General features: G+C 54.3%; 17 protein-coding genes and 1 pseudogene. 9 read left to right on the forward strand and 9 right to left on the reverse strand.

Going from position 1 to position 18154, the window contains the following annotated elements; genetic code table 11:
* Positions 1-79: 79 nt before the first annotated feature.
* Entirely contained in the window at positions 80-1108 is a 1029-nt protein-coding gene (locus J3P34_RS07710) for a quinone-dependent dihydroorotate dehydrogenase (protein WP_210463638.1), read from the reverse strand.
* A 378-nt stretch (positions 1109-1486) separates the two neighbouring features.
* Between J3P34_RS07710 and J3P34_RS07715 the strand changes: the two genes are divergently transcribed.
* The 4 genes from J3P34_RS07715 to J3P34_RS07730 all read left to right on the forward strand — a co-directional run bounded on the left by J3P34_RS07715 (position 1487) and on the right by J3P34_RS07730 (position 3491).
* The gene (locus J3P34_RS07715) at positions 1487-2020 is read left to right on the forward strand and encodes a GAF domain-containing protein (RefSeq protein ID WP_210487636.1); all 534 of its coding nucleotides are present in this window, start codon (positions 1487-1489) and stop codon (positions 2018-2020) included.
* Entirely contained in the window at positions 2017-2313 is a 297-nt protein-coding gene (locus J3P34_RS07720; protein ID WP_210487638.1) for a TFIIB-type zinc ribbon-containing protein, read from the forward strand. The genes J3P34_RS07715 and J3P34_RS07720 overlap by 4 nt, the downstream gene beginning before the upstream one ends.
* Positions 2286-2657, forward strand: coding sequence for a hypothetical protein (locus J3P34_RS07725; protein ID WP_210487640.1), 372 nt, complete (start codon positions 2286-2288; stop codon positions 2655-2657). The genes J3P34_RS07720 and J3P34_RS07725 overlap by 28 nt, the downstream gene beginning before the upstream one ends.
* A gap of 93 nt (positions 2658-2750) precedes the next feature.
* Entirely contained in the window at positions 2751-3491 is a 741-nt protein-coding gene (locus tag J3P34_RS07730) for a DUF72 domain-containing protein (protein WP_210487641.1), read from the forward strand.
* A gap of 28 nt (positions 3492-3519) precedes the next feature.
* Here the strand turns inward: J3P34_RS07730 and J3P34_RS07735 are convergent, their stop codons facing one another.
* From J3P34_RS07735 to J3P34_RS07745, 3 genes are all read right to left on the reverse strand, one after another.
* The gene (locus tag J3P34_RS07735; RefSeq protein WP_210487644.1) at positions 3520-3705 is read right to left on the reverse strand and encodes a hypothetical protein; all 186 of its coding nucleotides are present in this window, start codon (positions 3703-3705) and stop codon (positions 3520-3522) included.
* A gap of 116 nt (positions 3706-3821) precedes the next feature.
* The gene (locus J3P34_RS07740) at positions 3822-4043 is read right to left on the reverse strand and encodes a hypothetical protein (RefSeq protein WP_210487646.1); all 222 of its coding nucleotides are present in this window, start codon (positions 4041-4043) and stop codon (positions 3822-3824) included.
* A 121-nt stretch (positions 4044-4164) separates the two neighbouring features.
* Complete coding sequence (locus J3P34_RS07745) at positions 4165-5193, reverse strand: LLM class flavin-dependent oxidoreductase (RefSeq protein ID WP_210487648.1); 1029 nt, start codon at positions 5191-5193, stop codon at positions 4165-4167.
* A gap of 161 nt (positions 5194-5354) precedes the next feature.
* Here J3P34_RS07745 and J3P34_RS07750 point away from each other — a divergent pair, with 161 nt between their 5' ends.
* The gene (locus J3P34_RS07750) at positions 5355-7826 is read left to right on the forward strand and encodes a penicillin-binding protein 1A (RefSeq protein WP_210487650.1); all 2472 of its coding nucleotides are present in this window, start codon (positions 5355-5357) and stop codon (positions 7824-7826) included.
* A gap of 158 nt (positions 7827-7984) precedes the next feature.
* Here J3P34_RS07750 and J3P34_RS07755 read toward each other — a convergent pair.
* The 4 genes and pseudogenes from J3P34_RS07755 to J3P34_RS07770 all read right to left on the reverse strand — a co-directional run bounded on the left by J3P34_RS07755 (position 7985) and on the right by J3P34_RS07770 (position 10908).
* Positions 7985-8358 (reverse strand): annotated as a pseudogene (locus J3P34_RS07755) (endonuclease domain-containing protein).
* A gap of 221 nt (positions 8359-8579) precedes the next feature.
* Complete coding sequence (gene folB / locus J3P34_RS07760) at positions 8580-8939, reverse strand: dihydroneopterin aldolase (RefSeq protein ID WP_210487652.1); 360 nt, start codon at positions 8937-8939, stop codon at positions 8580-8582.
* An 11-nt stretch (positions 8940-8950) separates the two neighbouring features.
* The gene (locus tag J3P34_RS07765; RefSeq protein ID WP_210463628.1) at positions 8951-9982 is read right to left on the reverse strand and encodes a DivIVA domain-containing protein; all 1032 of its coding nucleotides are present in this window, start codon (positions 9980-9982) and stop codon (positions 8951-8953) included.
* Entirely contained in the window at positions 9979-10908 is a 930-nt protein-coding gene (locus J3P34_RS07770) for a WD40 repeat domain-containing protein (RefSeq protein WP_210463627.1), read from the reverse strand. The genes J3P34_RS07765 and J3P34_RS07770 overlap by 4 nt, the downstream gene beginning before the upstream one ends.
* An 83-nt stretch (positions 10909-10991) precedes the next feature.
* On the opposite strand from J3P34_RS07770, the gene J3P34_RS07775 reads away from it, so the two are divergent.
* The 4 genes from J3P34_RS07775 to J3P34_RS07790 all read left to right on the forward strand — a co-directional run bounded on the left by J3P34_RS07775 (position 10992) and on the right by J3P34_RS07790 (position 15797).
* On the forward strand, positions 10992-11633 hold the full coding sequence (locus J3P34_RS07775) for a 4'-phosphopantetheinyl transferase family protein (RefSeq protein ID WP_210463626.1): 642 nt from the start codon (positions 10992-10994) through the stop codon (positions 11631-11633).
* Between the two features lie 55 nt (positions 11634-11688).
* The gene (locus J3P34_RS07780) at positions 11689-12282 is read left to right on the forward strand and encodes a redoxin family protein (RefSeq protein ID WP_210487654.1); all 594 of its coding nucleotides are present in this window, start codon (positions 11689-11691) and stop codon (positions 12280-12282) included.
* Between the two features lie 402 nt (positions 12283-12684).
* Positions 12685-13329, forward strand: coding sequence for an O-methyltransferase (locus tag J3P34_RS07785; RefSeq protein ID WP_210487656.1), 645 nt, complete (start codon positions 12685-12687; stop codon positions 13327-13329).
* 206 nt (positions 13330-13535) lie between these two features.
* Complete coding sequence (locus tag J3P34_RS07790; RefSeq protein WP_210487657.1) at positions 13536-15797, forward strand: LysM peptidoglycan-binding domain-containing protein; 2262 nt, start codon at positions 13536-13538, stop codon at positions 15795-15797.
* Between the two features lie 854 nt (positions 15798-16651).
* Here the strand turns inward: J3P34_RS07790 and J3P34_RS07795 are convergent.
* Positions 16652-17995, reverse strand: a complete 1344-nt coding sequence (locus tag J3P34_RS07795) for an MFS transporter (RefSeq protein WP_210487659.1) — start codon at positions 17993-17995, stop codon at positions 16652-16654.
* Positions 17996-18154 lie beyond the last annotated feature (159 nt).

An 18154-nucleotide genomic window follows, 5' to 3' on the forward strand; every position in this document is an offset into this window, starting at 1 on the left:
CTCCAAACTTCAAATCTACACTATTCCGTTCAATAAGCCTTGAACAAATTACCAGTATATGGTTTTCAAAATATAGTATTTACCTGAGTAACCGCTCGTTAATCTGCCTGATCAATCCAGGCCCCTCGTAAATGAAACCAGTGTATAATTGTACCAAATCGGCCCCGGCCGAAAGTTTCTCCAGCGCGTCCTCGGGGGTCATGATGCCGCCCACGCCCACAATCCTGATCTCCTGGGGCAGTTGCTGCCGCAGGTAGCGGATGACCTGGGTAGAGGCGCTGGTCAAAGGTTTTCCGCTCAGCCCGCCGGCCCCAATCTCAGTAATTTTCTGGCCCGAGGTCTGCAGCCCTTCCCGACTGATGGTGGTGTTGGTCCCGATGACGCCGGAAAGCTGGGTCTGGGCCGCAATCTCCACAATATCATCCAGCTGCGCCTGGTTCAGATCTGGTGCTATTTTCAGGAGCAGGGGTTTGGGCCTGGCTTTGCCCTGATTGCGGTTCTGCAGGTTGCTCAACAGATCACGCAGCGGCTCTTTTTCCTGTAACGCACGCAGATCAGGCGTATTGGGCGAGCTCACGTTCACCACAAAATAATCTACCACGTCATACAGGGCATCAAAACAGTAGAGGTAATCCTGCAGGGCCTGCTCATTGGGGGTGACCTTGTTCTTGCCGATGTTGCCGCCCACGATCACATTGCTTTTGCGGCTGCGCAGGCGCTCCACGGCCTGGTCCACGCCCTCGTTGTTGAAGCCCATGCGGTTGATGATGGCCCCGTCCTGCGGCAGGCGGAACAGACGCGGCCTGGGGTTGCCCGTCTGCGCCTTGGGCGTAAGCGTGCCAATCTCAATGAACCCGAAACCTAGCTCGGCATACTCGTCAATCATGCGGGCGTCTTTGTCAAAACCAGCCGCTAAACCCACCGGGTTTGGGAAGGTGAGCCCGAAAACTTTTCTTTCCAGCCGTTTATCTGAAACCTGGAACACGCTCCGGCTGATGGATTTGGCCAGCGGTAGCTGAAAACCGGTCTTCAGCGCGGAGGTGGTAAGGTGGTGCACCTGCTCGGGATCTAACTGGAAAAGTAACGGACGGATGATTTTTTTGTACACGGCAAAAGTGGTTTAGGCAAAGATAAAAAATAGCCTGCTACCGCCTTCAATTAAATGCGCTTATCTGCCCCGGCGTTTTCTGCCCCAATTTCCAAAACAAGACCAAATCCAGAGTAGTTGGACTTAACTTATTCAAACCTCTTCCCTTTCGCAAGCCAGATACTAACCCGAAGCACTACTTTAGGGCTATTTCCCAGAAAACGGCTTTAAAACGATGGAACAACACTTTTAGGACTATTTGAAAGAACTTCCACCAAACCTTGGAGCCTCCTTGCCGGACCTCGGTTTATCCTTGATTTTTCAGGCCCTTATTCAACGGAAAATCGCTTGAAAGGCACGGCTTTTGCTTTTCTGAAAGTATACCTAAACGGCTTGAAGATGATTGAGACTTGGAACCCTAGATTAGAGGTTGTCTGGACCGCTGATGACAAAGTGGTTTTGGATACCGCGGTCCTGCTGAGCCAGAACGTGAACCAGGCCTCCTATGTATCTGATGTGCTTTTGTTTCTGTACCAGCACTCCGCCGCCGATGTGATCATGATCTGCCAGAAATCCGGCACGGGGGGCGACATGAAGATTCTGCGCATTCTGCACCAGGGACAGGTGCTTCCGGTCAATGCCTCTTACCCCATAGAGGGCACACCCTGCGCCAATGTGACCCGCCACGGGGTGCTGTATTTTGCCTCGGGGGTGAAGGACCGCTTCCCAATGGATAATTATTTGCGGGAGTACGGGATTGACAGTTACTTTGGGGCACCACTTATGAACTCCTCTGATGAACTGATGGGTGTAGTGGCGCTGTTGCATAAGAAATCACTCCCAAACCCACACCTTTTGGAATTACTACTCACCATTCTTTCCCCCTCGTTGGAGTCTCTGCTGGAAAGACTTGCTCCCCAGGCTACCGCATGAGTGCCAGCAAGAAATGTCCCCATTGCGGCCAATGGTCTGGCTGGCACCACAACGCCATAGACCGGTGCGAGCATTGCCAGGGTTTGCTGGACCCAGGAGCCTTTGACCGACAGCAGGCCCAGGTAGCGCGACAGGCGGAAGAGAAAAAGCACTTCACGGTAGATTTTATCCAGATTGATCCCAAAGACCCGCCTTTCACCAAGTTTTACAAAAGCATTGGTTTGGGCTTCCAGATAGCCTTTGTCAGCATCGTCTCCTTTATTCTATGGCTTCTCGCGTTGTTGGCCGGTTAAACTGGGCTACTTTTTCGCCCTTGTTCTGCGCGCTGGCTGCCATTTACCTCGCGCACCGCACCGTGGCCTGGCTTCAACTCCCCAGACTCTCCTGGGTCCGGTTTTACCTCGATGACCTTCTTTGCCTTCCCCTCCTACTCACCGTCACCTTGTTTCTGATGCGGATGCTGTACGGCCCGCAGGTACGGTTCACCAAATATCACATCGGGTTTGTGGTGGTGTATGTCTCCGTGGTCTTCGAACTCATCTTACCCCAATTCATGCCGCGCTACACCGGTGATTTGCTGGATGTGGCCCTCTATGCCTTAGGCGGCTGGTTTTTCCATAAGTTCCTGAACAAATAAGCCTCCAACTGCTTTAGGTCCGATTTTCCAAAAAGCTCCTCCAAACACTACAGCTTTCCTAACCTGCCCGCACGCTTGCGTATAAGTAGGGCAATGCAGGAAAAAGGCACTATTTATATCGGCACCTCGGGTTGGCATTACAACCATTGGAAAGGCAACTTCTACCCGCCGGGCGTCACCGCCAAGCAGTTCACCGAGTATTACCTCCGCTTCTTCCGGACGGTGGAGATCAACAACTCCTTTTACCGGCTGCCCTCCGCAGAGACCTTCGCTGCCTGGCGCACCAGCGTACCGCCAGATTTCCTGTTCGCCGTAAAGGCCAGCCGGTTTATCACGCACATGAAAAAGCTGAAGGACCCGCAGCAGAGCCTAGCACAATTTCTTGACAATGCCCAGACGCTGGAGGAGAAACTCGGTCCCATCCTTTTCCAGTTGCCACCCGCCTGGAAGCTGAACCTGGAAAGATTTCAGGATTTCCTCAAAGCCCTCCCGCCCTATCACCGCTATACCTTTGAGTTCCGGGACCAAAGCTGGTACCATCCCGAGGTAAACGCTTTGCTGGAGCAATACAACTGCGCTTTCTGCATCTATGACCTGGCTGGCCACCTTTCGCCCCTGGAAGTCACCGCCGATTTCGTGTACGTGCGCCTCCACGGTCCCGAGGGAAAATACGCCGGAAGCTACTCAGAAGAGACACTACAACACTGGGCGACCCATTGCCGCACCTGGGCTGATCAAGGCAAAGATGTGTTTGTGTATTTTGATAATGACATTGGGAGCCACGCGCCTTTCAACGCCATCAGGCTGCAGGAACTGGTAAAAAAAAACAGCTAACAGTTTTTAGGCCGTTAGCTGCGTTCTCTTATGCTTGCGTTGCGCCAGTGGGCGGCACAAGTTCCCGTTCATAGTACACCAGATCGGGGTGAGAGGGTTTGTCCGCCACCGTGCAGTAATACACGCGTTTGGCGTACCGTCTTATGGTTAACCTTATGGTAGGATTTACTTTGGCGAATACGGCTGAGCCCTGGGGATATAGATTTTCCATCATCTTTAAAGATACGGATAACCCAGGGACTTCACCGGAATTATCTTTCCTGCCAAAGAAAAAAAGACTTCCTCAGGTCCCCAGTATTGCTCTGTCCAACCTTTGCGGCCGCTTCTCCCTCAGGAAGAATGCCGGACCAGTAGGTAGGTTGTGGCCAAAATGGCGTTTTGCCGGGTTCCCTCATCCACCCCGGGACTCAACTGGGTAGACACCATCTGTATCTCAAACCCGTTTTCCAGGAATTGCGCCACCTGGCTGGTAGTATCGTTGGAAGATACCTGGTTGTTGCCAGGCTTCGGGTATTCCACCCTGCTCAAAACCGTTATGACCCGCTGCTCCATAGAACCAATTCTTAGTGAATGGGGCAAAGCTACGGAATAGCGGCAGAACCGCTTGTATTATCTTCTTGCTCCTTTCTGAAAAACAGCCCAGAAACAACCATTTGCAATTCACAATCAACAACTAACCCTGCGGCTCCAGCCCATAGGCTTGGGCCAGCAATTCATAGCTGCGCAAGCGATCTTTAAAGTCATGGGTGATGGTGACGACCACAATCTCGTCCACGTTGTAGGCTTCGGCCAAGGCATCTAGTTTGGCTTTGACCTGGTCTGGGGTACCGGCTACCATACGCTGGCGGTTATATTGGATGTGCGCCAGTTCGCTTTCGTCCAGGTCTTCATAGAACGCTCTGGCTTTCTCCAGCGAGGGCACGCCGGCGGCTTTGCCCTGCCGGATGTGCAGCATGAGCATGTCCATGGAAAGCTGCAGTTCCTCGGCCTTCTCCTGGGTATCGGCGCAGAGCACGAAGATTCCGAAGTTACCGGCAGGTTTCTTGAGCATCGCCGAGGGCGTGAACCGGGTCTGGTAGTTGTGCATCATCTCAGGGCCTCCGTTGGGATTGATGAAATGCGCGAAGGAGAAACCCATCCCGAAGTGGGCCGCAAACACGCCGCTTTGGCCGCTGGAACTCAACAGCCAGCACTCCGGCGTGGTAGCTGAACGGGGTGTCACCTTCACCTCGGCAGCCTCAGAGCCGTTGAGACCGTCCTGCAGGTAGCGGTCCAGGTCAATAAGCTGCGTCACAAAATCCTGCTCGTTGAATTGGTTGTAGGGATTGAGCAGGGCCGCGGTTTTGCGGTCGGTGCCGGGAGCCCGGCCAATGCCCAGGTCAATGCGGTTGGGGTACAGAGCCTCCAGCAGGCGGAAGTTCTGGGCTACCTTGAGAGCGCTGTAGTGGGGCAGCATTACGCCGCCCGAGCCCACGCGCAGATGTTGCGTATGCGCCGCCAGATAGGGAATCAATACCTCCGGTGATGGACCCGCCAGGCCCAGGGAGTTGTGGTGCTCAGATACCCAATAGCGTGTGTAGCCCAATCTATCGGCCAGTTTGGCCAGTTCCAGCGTTTCCTGCAGCGCCTGCTCGGCGGTGCCGCCTTCCCGCACCGGCGACTGGTCCAGCACACTCAATTTTATCTTTCTAGCTTCTTTCATCTGCGTCGGTTGGGTTTCAAAGAGGCTTCCAAAGGATGCCGATATTGGGCTTTGCCTCTGTTTTACGGCCAATTTGTGTAAACTGACCCAAAAACGGTGAAACCTTGGCAGTATCCTTGAGGTAAGCATAGCCTTTGCCGCAGTTTATACGTTCTTAGCGCATGCCCTTTTTCAATTCTTATTTCGGAAGCTTCTCAGATTGGATCAACAGCCGGCGCAAGCGCTGGATTGCCCGCCATGGGCAGAAGCTGAGTCTGACCTATTGGCGATCCCTGGACCGGAAGGGCTGGCTCCGCATTCTAAGCAAATTCATGCTGGTCATTCTGCTGTTGCTGTTTTTGTTCTACCTGGCCGTGTACTTCGGGGTGTTTGGGTGGTTGCCTACCAAGCGCCAGCTCAAAGCCGTGCAGAACAACATGCCCTCTGAGGTCTACACCGCCGATAGCGTGCTCATTGGCCGCTATTTTATCCAGGACCGCACCAACGTGGCCTACGACAAGATTGCCGAGCCCGCCATCAAGGCCCTCATCGCCACTGAGGACGTGCGGTTCTACGAGCACGATGGCGTGGATTACCGAAGCCTGGCCCGCGTGCTCATTAAAAGTCTGCTCCTGCAGGAAGAAAGCTCCGGCGGGGGCAGTACCCTTAGTCAACAGCTAGCCAAAAACCTGTTCCCGCGCAAAAGCCTGGGATACCTTTCCATGCCCGTGAACAAGCTGCGCGAAGCCATTCTGGCCCGCCGTTTTGAGGCCATTTACACCAAAGAAGAGATATTGGGGCTGTACCTGAACACCGTGCCCATGGGCGGCAACGTGTACGGGATTGAATCGGCGGCGCGACGTTTCTTCAACACCTCGGCAGACTCGCTCAAGACCGAGGAGGCCGCTGTGCTTATAGGTCTGCTCAAGGGCACTACCTATTACCATCCCAAGCTGTACCCCGACCGTTCTTTGCAGCGGCGCAACGTGGTGCTGGCCCAAATGGCCAAATACGGCTATCTCACTCCGGCCCAGAAAGATTCCCTGCAGAAGCTACCCCTTAAACTCAGATATAACCCTTACTCCCACCACAGCGGCCTGGCCGCCTATTTCAGGGAGCACCTGCGTGAGGAGTTGGGCCATTGGGCAGCCCAGCAGAAAGACGCTGAAGGGGAGCCTTACAACCTCTACACCGATGGCCTCAAAATCTACACCACCATTGACAGCCGCATGCAGCGCCACGCCGAGTTGGCCTTGCGGCAGCGTATGAAGGCCCTGCAAATAGATTTTGACAAGCACTGGGCCAAAAAGGCCCCTTGGTCGGGCCAACCAGATATCCTGAAAGCAGCCAAGGAACGGTCGCTCCGGTACCGTCGCCACAAAGCGGCAGGTCTCTCTGAGGACGAAATCACCGAGATCTTCAACACGCCGCGCAAGATGCAGGTGTTCCGCTGGCGCGGCGAGGTCACCCGAACCATGAGCCCCATGGACTCGCTGCGCCACTACTTACGCTACCTCAACGCCGGCTTTGTAGCCATGGAACCCAACAGCGGTTATGTGCGGGCCTGGGTAGGCGGCATCAGCCATAATTATTTCCAGTACGACCACGTGCGCTCGCGCCGGCAGGTGGGCTCCACGTTCAAGCCCCTGGTGTATGCCACGGCTCTGGAAAAAGGCATTGCCCCTTGCTCCTACTTCTCAAATGACCGCCGCGTCTTCCCCGAGTATGAGAACTGGTCACCCCGAAACGCAGATGAGCAGTATGGTGGATCTTACTCCATGCTGGGCGCTCTCACGCATTCCATCAACACGGTATCAGTGAACGTGGCGCTGCAGGCAGGTTTGCCCAGCGTGATTCAGACGGCGCATAGCCTGGGAATCTCTGGTGAACTGCCTTCTACGCCCTCCCTGGCTCTGGGCACCGCCGATGCCAGCCTCCTGGAGATGGTGGCGGCCTACGCGGCGCTGGCCAACGGTGGCTATCAGATCAAGCCCCGCTACCTCCTCCGCATCACCAATCGGCAAGGCACCGTCCTCTTGGACCAGACCAATTCCAACGGGCAAGGCCAGCACGTGCTCTCCAGCCAAACCACTGCTTTACTGCGGCCCATGCTGGAGAATGTGGTCAACGAGGGCACCGGCCGCCGCCTCCGCCGCGACTTCGGTCTGGGTATGGGCATCGCCGGCAAAACCGGCACCACCCAATCGCACGCCGATGGCTGGTTCATAGGCTTCACCCCTGATCTGGTGGCCGGGTCCTGGGTGGGCGGCGAGGACCGCCGCATCCGTTTTCGGGACCTGGAACAAGGCGGGGGCGCCAACACTGCCCTGCCCATCTGGGGCACCTTCTTCCAACGCCTGAGCCAAGACCGCGCCTTCCGCCGCTACGCCTATAGCCAGTTCGCCCCGTTGCCGCCGCACCTGCAGAGCTACCTTAACTGCCCACCTTATCAAGGCCCCGTAGTAGAGGCTCCTCCGGTAGTAGAGGAAGACAAAGGCATTGAGCGCTTCTTTAAACGCCTCTTCAAAGGCAAAAAGGACAAGAAGAACAAGGAGAAAGATCGCGAAAAAGACTGGCAGAAGAAGCTGGAGAAAGAACTTGAGAAAAGAAGGGAAAAAGGAAATGGACGTGGCCGTTGGGGAAGGGAGGATTAGATTGGGAGATTGGAAGATGTGAGGAATTAGCAAATGGCATTAGAATTTGCATCCCACTGAGCTAACTTACTAAGGGACTTTTAATTACCTCATTAACCGTTCTAAATGCAGATTCTCCCCTTGAGGGGAGATAAAGTGGGGTGTTTACATAGGAGAACTTACTTTTGCTGATTCTTGAAATCTTCAATCCAATCAAGTATCTCCTGCACAACATAGGCCATCTTTCTCTTTACATTAAGATCTTCAAATCTGAGAAAGCTAGCCCCATAGGCACGTAGTTCCTGTTCCCTTTTTTGATCATAATCCACCTTGTTGTCATGGCTATCCCCGTCCACCTCGATAGCTAACCGCAATTCTTGGCTATAGAAATCCACAATGAAGTTGAGGAGCGGCACTGCCGGTGAAATTGATATCCAAGTTTCCGGTTCTTGATCTCTTCCCAAAGCAGCACCTCCGCCAGCGTACTGTTATTGCGCAGTTGTTTTGCCTTATCTCTTAGGTCCGGGCGATATGGAATGACTTTGTTTGGCATCAGAGATAGTATACGGAATGCGTGACCGGCAAGTGTAAACACCCCTCTAACTCTCCTCAAGGGGAGAATCTGCGCTTAGCAAGGAATTCGTTCCACATGTGAGTGACTTACCTCCTCAAACAAAAACGCCTCACCCTTTTAAAACGGATGAGGCGTTTTGCTATGATTCTATTCTCTGCCTATTTACTTTGAATCTGACTTAAAATAGCAATTAGTCTATGCTACTCTTTGGTTCTCTCCAGCGTGACTTTGGCTTTGTGGCAGATACCACCTAGCGGTGGGTTGAACTTAGAGACGCTTACTTTGACCTGCTGCACGAAAGGGAACTCCTGGTACACGCCTTCTATGATGCGGTGGCCCAGGTGCTCCAGTAGGCGGGCGGGTGAGCCCATTTCGTGGAGGACCACTTTGTAGAGTTTCTCATAGTTCACCGTCTCGTCCAGGTTGTCTGAGGCGGCGGCGGCGTGCAGGTCCGTCTGGATGTAAAGGTCCACACCGTACTTGTTGCCTATTTTCTGCTCCTCGTCATAAAACCCGTGGAAGGCGAAAAACTCCATGCCTTCCAGTGCAATCTGCCCCATCTTTAAGGAGACTAGATTTCGTCAAAGAAAGAACCGCCGCCGGCAGCTACCGCAGGGGCAGGCTTGGCCTGGCTTGTTCCCGGAGGCTGCACCTCTGGTTTTTCGGGTAGCGGATTCTCACGCTCTGGCTCCGGTTCTGTCACAGGCGAAGGTGATGGGGCCGGCGGAATATCAGGTTTAGGCTCTTCTCTTCTGGGAGGATCAATAGACGGCGTTGGGATATGCGGCGGCACGATCTCGGGGGTACGAGGATGCACATCCGGGGCCGGATTGGGCGTATGCACCGGCGGGATAGTTCCTGGCGTTGCCGGGATAGACTCGCGGCTTCCACCGCCTCCTATTTCGTATCCGTCTGCCTGCGGTTGGTCTACAAAGGCTGAAACCGGCACATTGGCCTGCTTAGGCGTTGGGGTTACAGCGGGTATGGGGGTTGATGCAAATGCGTTCATGGCCGTGTCTTTTTCGTCATCGGGCCGCTGCGCTTTAATTTGAGCGGCTCTTTGTAAGATACTGGCAAGAGAGGCTTTAGGTTTTGACCTGGTTTTCTCTACCTTATCAAGGGCATCAGAAGCCAGGTTCTGCAGGTCGCGCACCATGTTCTCCAGGTAGTCTTCCAGGCGCAGGTAGTCCTGCTCCAGGCTCTTCACCTCGGCATGCATTTCTGCTACGGTTTTGTCGGCTTGCATGTAAGCACTTTCCAGCACGCTGCGGGCTTTCTGGCGGGCGGACTCCAGCACCTGATCGGCTTTGAGTTGGGCTTCACGTACTTGTAGATCAGCGGCTTTGGAGGCCTGCTCCACAATGCTGGTGCTGGTATCTTCGGCGGTCTTGAGGGTTTTGTAAAGTGATGATTCCACCTCACGCAGTTTCTGGACTTCGCGGCCGGCCACTTCCAACTTCACGCGCAGGTCTTTGTTTTCGTCCTGCAACTTCTCCCACTGCTGGGACAAGGTAAGTAAGAACGCCTGCACCTCTTCTTTATCCAAGCCCCTAAACGCCTTCTCAAACGTTTTCTGTCTGATTTCTAACGGAGTAATCTTCATATTTCCTTCAAGGTTAACGCCCAAACCGCAATGCTGCGGTCATCACTACACGAAACTAACTGATTCCAATGAGCCGACCAAAACAATTTGTTCACTGACGTACCGTGGCCGGCGTGGCGGGCTTTGTCAATCACTTTCAATAATTTGAAGGTCTGGGCATCCCATACCTTCACGCTTTTGTCCATGCTGCAGGTGGCAAAAAGCCGCCCGTTGGGGCTGAACGCGATGTGGTTCAGGGTGAACAGATGGGCGATAATGCTGGCGTGTTCCTGGTACCCGTTTTCCACGTCCCAGACCCGCAGATGGGCATCTCGGCTGCCGCTGAGCAGGTACTGGCCATCTGGCGTGTACGCCACCGTGAACACCGATCCGGTATGCCCCTCTAACGTCTTCTTTGCGCTGAACGTCTCCTGGTCTAGAATTAAAATTCTGAAGTCACTCAGGCCTAGCGCCAGTTCTGGTTTCTCAGGGTGCACCGCTACGCAGCGCACGCTTTTCTCCCCAAACAGCAAAACCTTGACTACTTGTAACTTCTCAAGATCTACCACCACCAGAGAACCATCACCCAGGGCCAGGTAGGCCTGTTGGCGCTCCCAGGAATACTGGATATCAAAGATGGCGGCCGGCGGCAAAGGAATGGTTTTCACGATGGCTTTCATGGCTAGGTCCAGGATCTCAAGGCTGTTGTGGTTGTGGCCAATGAGGAGCCAGTTTTTCTCGTGCAAGTATTTGAGCGCGTACACGCTGGAACTCACCCGGGCCACCAGTTCGCCGTGCTCGGGGTTGGTCAAATCCCACTGCACCACCATGCCATCGGCCCCGGCCGAGAAAAACTTCTGGGGCTCAGGCGCGCGTTCCAGGGTGTAAACACAGTCGCGGTGACCGGTGAGGGTGGTGATTTTCTGAACCTGAAAGGGACTGGCCATGGCGTGCGGGAAAAGGGACGAAAGCTATTTTTGCCTAAATTTACCAAAATCAGCCTGAAAACAGTTTCCGCCCATTTGCCCCTATGCCCCTTTTCCAGCACAAACCCGTCTCTTTTGCTTCACTACTAGGCCTTTGGCGAATAGAGGAATCCATAGAAGAATTGCGGGCGCAACTGCTTTCCATGCGGCCAGACCATGAAATCCCGGCGTTCAAACCCGAAACCCGTACAAAGGAATGGTTGGCGGCGCGCGTCCTGGCGTACAAGTTGCTGGAAAAACTAGAGGCCCCGGAGATGTATCTGCAGACCCAGGAAACAGGCGGTCCCATCTGTACAGACGATGCCTGGCACGTATCACTCACCCACTCGGGGCCGTGGGTGGGCGCGCTGGTTTCCTGCGCGCACCAAGTTGGCATAGATATTGAAATGATAGGCAGTAAAGCGCCGCGGCTGGCCCCGCGCTTCCTGAACGAGGAAGAATTGGCCGCCGCCGCAGAAGACCCGGAAAAAGTGCACCTTTACTGGAGCGCCAAAGAAACGCTCTACAAAGTGTACCGCAACCGTAAGCTTGATTTCCAGGAGAATCTGCGCTTGCAGGACTTTGAAAGAAAACCAGCAGGCGCCTTCGCCGGAAGGGTGGTCACCGATACGTTTGACCAAAGCTACGAGGTGCATTACGAAATGCACCCGGATTTTGTGCTCACGTATGTGCTGGGGCCCAGATAGTAAAAGTGGCTCTCTGCGCATTATGATAAGCCCAGAGGCCTTAAACCAAGAAACTATGAAAACATATTTTACATTACTCGTGGCGCTGCTGTTGAGCGGCGCGGCCTTTGCCCAAAGCGGATACCGGATTGGCTCCAAAGTAGACAACTTCACCCTGAAGGATGCCCAGAACCAGGCTGTGGAGCTGTCTAACTTCAAAGATGCGCCCTTGCTGGTGGTGGTGTTCACCAGCGTGAACTGCCCTTACGCCAAAATTTACGAAAACCGCCTGCAGAACCTCGCCCAGAGCTATGCCGGCAAAGGCACCCGGTTTGTGTACGTGAATACCAACATTGGTCTGGAGGAAGGCGGACAGGCCGCCAAACCCCAACCGGATCGCCCCAGCACCGAGAAATTCCCTTACCTCATTGACGAAGGACAGCAACTAAGTAAGCAGTTTGGAGCCACCAAGGCGCCCGAGGTGTTTGTGCTACAAAACTCCGCTGATGGCTTCTACCTCCGCTACAAAGGCGCCATTGATGACAATCCGCAGGCCGAGAACTTCGTGAAGCAGCGCCACCTGGCCACCGCCCTGGATGCCCTGCTGGCGGGTCGTTCCGTAGCCAACTCAGAGAACCGGGCCACCGGCTGCTCAATTAAGCGGTTCTAACGAAATGCTGTTTTAGGCTTGCTTTTCAAAAAATGGCCCCTAAACAGAAACCCGACCTAAAGCCTGCCCTTTCTGTGGCAGGCTTTTCCATTTGCCTTGGAAACTGCCGTCTGTACAGGGAGCTTCTGTAATATCGCCCGCCGTTGTTGGTGTTATCACCAACAACTCCAACTGCGGTCAGGAATCAATTAGTGCAACCACAAGGGATTGCCCCTACATTAAGCCTTCTTAGGATATTAAGGCCTTGCCTAGCGGTTAGCGGCTGCAAAAGAAAATTCCCTGGAGTAGGTTTATGTTTTGCGCGCCCTTTTAAGAAAACAGCCCCAAATCAGGCTTCTAAGATTCCGCGGCTTTACCTTTGCCCATTCTTAATTCTTAATTCTTGATTCCAAATTTGATACAATGGATTTCCTGGACCCAGACCTGCACGCGTACTCAGAGGCCCATACTACGCCCGAGACGCCCCTCCTCCACCGGCTGAACCGCGAGACGCACCTGAACGTGATGAAACCGCGCATGCTCTCGGGGCATTTGCAGGGGCGTACGCTGGCCATGTTCTCGCAGATGATGCGCCCGCGCCGCATCCTGGAAATAGGCACGTACACGGGTTACTCTGCGCTGTGCCTGGCCGAGGGACTAGCCGAGGATGGCGTGCTGCACACCATCGATGTGAACGATGAGTTGGAAGACATGGTACGGAGGTACATCGCGGAGGCGGGTCTGGAGGAGAAGATCCAGCTGCACATCGGGCAGGCCGCTGAGGTCATCCCCACCCTGGACGAGCAATGGGATCTGGTGTTCATTGACGCCGACAAGAAAAGCAACGGCCTGTACTTTGACATGGTCATAGACAAAGTGCGGCCCGGGGGCTTCATTCTCACCGATAATGTGCTCTGGAGCGGCAAGGTGGTAGAGAAATTCCGGCCTAAACTGGACAAGGACACCGAGCTGGTTCTGGATTTCAACCGCAAGGTGCACGAGGACCCAAGGGTAGAAAACCTGCTCTTGCCCATCAGGGACGGCATTCTGGTGGCCCGGAAAAAGTAATCCACAACTTGTGGACAACCCCGTGGAAAAGCGGGTGGATAAATTTTTACCCACCCCTCCCTTCCATTCCCTTCCCAAAATCGCCTACTTTGTATAGAACCTACTGGTACAACTGGTTACCCAATAGCCACTTAGAGGGCCGTAATTCCAGTTTTACAAGAACATAGGTTTTCTCCTATTCTTTTATCAATCCCCACGATAATCAGATGAAAAAATCATTATCGCTCCTGTTACTCAGCCTGTTATGCTGGGTGGCGCAAGCCCAAAGCCCGGTAGTTCCCAACAATATGTACTTCGCAGACATCCACCTGCAGATCCAGGACGGTGCCCGCGTAGAAATCCAGAAAGTAGTGGATGCCCTCACCAAGCATCCCGGCTACTTCCAGAAGAAAGTAGAATTAGCCGATGCCTATTTCCCGTTTGTGGAGCAGGCCCTGAAAGAAGAAGGCGTGCCCGCCGATTTCAAATACCTGGTTTTGCAGGAAAGCGGCCTGGTGTCTGATGCCGTGTCCACGTCCAACGCCGTGGGTTTCTGGCAGTTCAAGGAAGGATCGGCTACGGAACTGGGCATCAAGGTGAACAGCAACGTGGATGAGCGCAAGCACATCATTGCGTCTAGCCACGGGGCGGCCCGCTACATGCTGCGCAGCAATGCCTACTATAAAAACTGGTTCAATACCCTGCTTTCTTATTACCAGGGACTCAACGGCACCAAAGCCCTGACCAAGACCTCAGACATCGGGGTGAAGAAAATGGAGATCACGAGCCAGACAAACAAATACCTACTCACCTTCCTGGCCCATAAAGTGGCCTATGAAAACGCCATCGGGAAGAACCCTAACCCTACCATTACCCTGCAGCCGGTGAAAGCCACTCCAGGCCAAACCCTCACCGAGATTGCTATGGCCGCCCAGGCCGATGCTGCCGAAGTAGAGCGTTACAACAAATGGCTCATGGCCTCTACCGTGCCCGCCGACAAAGAATACACCGTCATGGTGCCGTACATTTCCGGGGCCCAACGTCCGGTACTGGCCCAGGCAGCCGGACCGGTGAGAAAATCCAGCACGTCTGCCAGAACCGCATCAGTGGGCAAGCCTCAGGACAGCGTGAGCAGAATTAAAGGCTTTTTCCAGACCCTTAAGGCCAAGCTAAACAACACGTATGAGCCAAGATCAGTCGTAGCGCAACCCGGCGACACCAAAGAAATGCTGGCCCTGCAAGGGAACATCTCCACCGGCAAATTCCAGCGCGTGAACGACCTGCAAGCCACCGATGCCATTGTGGCCGGCAAACCGTACTACCTGCAAGCCAAACGCGGCAAAGCTAAGGATACGGAATTCCACGTGGCGCAGCGCGGCGAGACCATGCACGACATCTCCCAGAAATACACCATCAAGCTGAACAAGCTCTTGTCTAAAAACCGTATGCAGAAGGGCGAGAACCCAGAGCCAGGCCGCGTGGTTTGGCTGCAGGAAACCAGACCTAGCAGCATTCCGGTGGAGATAAGACCTTTGGAGGACGAAGCCGCCCCTGCTACTCCAGTAATGGCCCAGCAAACCACTGCAGCTTCTCAAGCAACTACCTCAACTTCAACTACTCCTAAAACCACCGCAACGACCACTAAGCCCGGCGCCATCAGTGTGGAAGTAGAGGATACCAGCGTGCCGCCTTATGTAAAGAAAACTCCTACGGACGAGGCACCTGCCGCCACCTATCCTGCCAAAACACCGGTTACCGCCAATAAACCAGCCCCAGCCATTGAGCGCAGAGCCCCTGAAGAAGCTGTGATCTCTGATGTAAAAGTCACCGCTGCCCAGCCTGCCCCTATGCCTATCCCAGCCACCGGCAAACACGTGGTAGAGAAAGGCGAGACCCTCTACTCCATCGCCCGCAAATACGGCATCCCGGTGAAAGACCTGCTGGCCTGGAATAACCTGGATGGTAGCGCACCGCTTGGATTGGGTGTAGAACTGACCCTGACCGGCACTACCACCGCGCCTGCCACTACTAACACTACACCTGCCGCCGCTACTACGGCTGCTGCCCCTGCCACCACCACTGCTCCCGTGAAAGCAACTCCGGCCACAACGAGCACTGCTTCAACCGCAGCAGAACATACCGTTGCCCCTGGCGAGACTTTGTATGCGATCTCCCGCAAGTACGGCGTATCAGTAGCGGATCTGCAGACCTGGAACAACCTGGGTACCGGCTCTATCACCGTAGGGCAGAAACTGGTAGTGGCCAGCCCAGCCGCCGCACAGACCCAGACTGCAATGCCAACTGATAGTGCCACCGCTGCTCCTGCCGCCGCTACCCAAACCATTACCCACAAAGTGGCCCCGGGCGAGTCTATGTATGGCATCTCCAAAAAATACGGCGTGACCATCCAACAGATCCAGGAGTGGAACAACAAAACCGACTACAACGTGTCAGTAGGTGAGAGCCTGGTGATCAAACCGAAACAATAAGTTACAAAACAGTCCTAAAACAGAAAGGCCCGCAAGATTGCGGGCCTTTCTGTTTTAGGACTGTTTTGTTGAAAACGGGTAATGATCATTATATGGAGTTGGTGAGGTTCTCAGCGTTAAAAGCAAATTTTTAGTTGTTTGTGAGAACACCAAAAAGGGAAGGGAATGTAAATCTACCCCTCCGAGGAGGGGAATTTCTGGAATGCGTGTGTCTTTTTCCGTCTGTAGTTTCGCCTGCTCAAAAGACCTCGCAGCGTCCGCAGGTCCTGCGAGCGTCTGTGCCAATGGCCGGTGTTTTTCGAGAGCACCTGTATATAGCAATTGATGTTGAGGACACGTGGGAGACAAGGCGGTGCCTGGTCTCTACAATTGCTGCAAATATTGGAATGCTCAGATCGGCAGGTTTAAACACCCCCTCTTCAGAGCTACGCTCGCTGCCTCAAACTCTCGTTTGGGCAATCCTAAAGGGGAGAATCTCTCAGCAGAGAAAATCTCACCGGTTTTCAAAACCTGTGAGGTTTGAGGCCTTCTTGCTGGCGCATTCCCTTTTCCAGCCTTTCGGTTGAGCGCCTTTGTTTTAGACCTGGTGCCGCAGGCAGGCCAACCGGCCAAGGCTAAAACAGCAGCGCGAGGCCGGAAGGCGGGGCCTCGCGGCCGTGAGCGCACGGAGCCCAGAGATGAAACAACAAAGCTCATAAACCCACGCAATCAGCAGCGCCACGCCAGATAAAACGGACTACGAAAGCCCTAGGAACAGCAAAAGTCTTTGTATGGATGCCGTCCTTCAAAGGACAAATCTCTTCCAAAGAACGCTTCCGTTTAAAGCCTAAAACACCAAAAAAGCACCTAAAAAATCACATCCTTCCCCCCTCTGGAGGAGAAGATAAACTAGACGCCGTCTGCAACCCATTGGCAATCTCGGGCAGAATGCCCAGTCGCTGGTAAATGGGCCGAACCAACTGCCGGGACCGGGGCAAGCTAAGCACAAAGGGCACAATGCTCAAGAGACAGATGACACCACAGCCCAGCAGGGTATAACTCACCCCAATCCGCTCCGCGAGCCAGCCGGCCAGGAGACTACCAATAGGCGCCATGCCCATAAACGCCATGGAGTAGAAACTCATGACCCGGCCGCGTTTGTCCTCGTCCACAATGGTCTGGATAAGGGTGTTGCTGGAGGCCATCCGCAGGATCATACCCAAGCCCACCACAAAGATGCTGACCATGGCCAATAACAAGGTAGTGGTGAAGGCGAAAGCCGTCAATCCTATACCGAACAGTACCGAGGCGAAGATGATGACGCGGGCCAGCCCCAGCACCGACTTCCGGGAAGCCAGATATAGCGCTCCCAGCAGCGCACCTACCCCGGAGGCACCCATCAGAAGGCCCAGGGTACTGGCGTCCCCGTGCAGGACATCGCGCGCGAAAGCGGGCATGAGTACCGTGAACGGCATCCCGAAGAGGCTGAGCGTGGCAATGAGGAGCAGGATATCGCGGATAGGCGCAAACCCGAAGGCGTAGGTAAAGCCCTCTCGCAGGGATTTGAGCACCTGGGTGTCTTGGCGCTGCCGTTCCGCCTTGGGTACCCGCATCAGGAGCAGCGAGGTCAATACGGCCAGGTAACTGATGGCGTTGGCCAGGAAACACATCCCCTCACCTACCGTGGCAATGATTCCGCCGGCTACAGAGGGCCCCACCAGGCGCGCCATGTTGAACATGGAAGAGTTAAGGGCGATGGCATTGCTCATATCCTCGCGTTTCTCCACCAGCTGCACCACAAAAGATTGCCGCGCACTCATGTCAAACGCGTTCACAATACCGGCGAAGACGCCCAGCGCCAGAATGTAATGGATGGTGACATTGTTGGTTAGCACCAGTGTGGCCAGGGTGCTGGCTTCCAGCAGAAAGAGAAACTGCGTGAGCAGCAACACCCGATGACGGTCAAATCGGTCTGAAATGACGCCCGCGAACGGCCCCAACAGAAAAGAGGGAATCTGGTTCGCGAAACTGACCATGCCCAGGAGGAAAACGGAATCGGTGAGGCGGTAGACGAGCCAGCTCATGGCAATCTGCTGCATCCAGGTGCCAATAAGGGAGATACTTTGCCCCATGAAAAAGAGGCGATAGTTGCGGTACTTCAAAGCCCGGAACATGCCGCCAAGGCGCGAAGGTTTATCGGTGGTGAGGGTTTCTTCCATGTAATCTCAGGCCTTTGAGGCCGTGTCTGTGTACGAGAAGAATCAACCGCAGAGTTGAAATAATCTGGGTTAAATAGAGGCCGGGAATCTGCTGTTTTAGGGCTTTTCCTGAAAAATCGCTGCTAAAAGGCAAACGACTTCTAGCCCAGACTTTTAATT

Source organism: Rufibacter aurantiacus (assembly GCF_017916345.1).
Taxonomy (GTDB): Bacteria; Bacteroidota; Bacteroidia; order Cytophagales; family Hymenobacteraceae; genus Nibribacter; species Nibribacter roseolus.

Excerpts from the sequence above, each read along its gene's own strand:
- J3P34_RS07715 (WP_210487636.1), top strand. The coding sequence starts at position 1,487 with ATGATTGAGACTTGGAACCCTAGATTAGAGGTTGTCTGGACCGCTGAT.
- J3P34_RS07720 (WP_210487638.1), top strand. The coding sequence starts at position 2,017 with ATGAGTGCCAGCAAGAAATGTCCCCATTGCGGCCAATGGTCTGGCTGG.
- J3P34_RS07725 (WP_210487640.1), top strand. The coding sequence starts at position 2,286 with ATGGCTTCTCGCGTTGTTGGCCGGTTAAACTGGGCTACTTTTTCGCCC.
- J3P34_RS07730 (WP_210487641.1), top strand. The coding sequence starts at position 2,751 with ATGCAGGAAAAAGGCACTATTTATATCGGCACCTCGGGTTGGCATTAC.
- J3P34_RS07735 (WP_210487644.1), bottom strand. The coding sequence starts at position 3,705 with ATGATGGAAAATCTATATCCCCAGGGCTCAGCCGTATTCGCCAAAGTA.
- J3P34_RS07740 (WP_210487646.1), bottom strand. The coding sequence starts at position 4,043 with ATGGAGCAGCGGGTCATAACGGTTTTGAGCAGGGTGGAATACCCGAAG.
- J3P34_RS07745 (WP_210487648.1), bottom strand. The coding sequence starts at position 5,193 with ATGAAAGAAGCTAGAAAGATAAAATTGAGTGTGCTGGACCAGTCGCCG.
- J3P34_RS07750 (WP_210487650.1), top strand. The coding sequence starts at position 5,355 with ATGCCCTTTTTCAATTCTTATTTCGGAAGCTTCTCAGATTGGATCAAC.
- folB (WP_210487652.1), bottom strand. The coding sequence starts at position 8,939 with ATGGGGCAGATTGCACTGGAAGGCATGGAGTTTTTCGCCTTCCACGGG.
- J3P34_RS07765 (WP_210463628.1), bottom strand. The coding sequence starts at position 9,982 with ATGAAGATTACTCCGTTAGAAATCAGACAGAAAACGTTTGAGAAGGCG.
- J3P34_RS07770 (WP_210463627.1), bottom strand. The coding sequence starts at position 10,908 with ATGGCCAGTCCCTTTCAGGTTCAGAAAATCACCACCCTCACCGGTCAC.
- J3P34_RS07775 (WP_210463626.1), top strand. The coding sequence starts at position 10,992 with ATGCCCCTTTTCCAGCACAAACCCGTCTCTTTTGCTTCACTACTAGGC.
- J3P34_RS07780 (WP_210487654.1), top strand. The coding sequence starts at position 11,689 with ATGAAAACATATTTTACATTACTCGTGGCGCTGCTGTTGAGCGGCGCG.
- J3P34_RS07785 (WP_210487656.1), top strand. The coding sequence starts at position 12,685 with ATGGATTTCCTGGACCCAGACCTGCACGCGTACTCAGAGGCCCATACT.
- J3P34_RS07790 (WP_210487657.1), top strand. The coding sequence starts at position 13,536 with ATGAAAAAATCATTATCGCTCCTGTTACTCAGCCTGTTATGCTGGGTG.
- J3P34_RS07795 (WP_210487659.1), bottom strand. The coding sequence starts at position 17,995 with ATGGAAGAAACCCTCACCACCGATAAACCTTCGCGCCTTGGCGGCATG.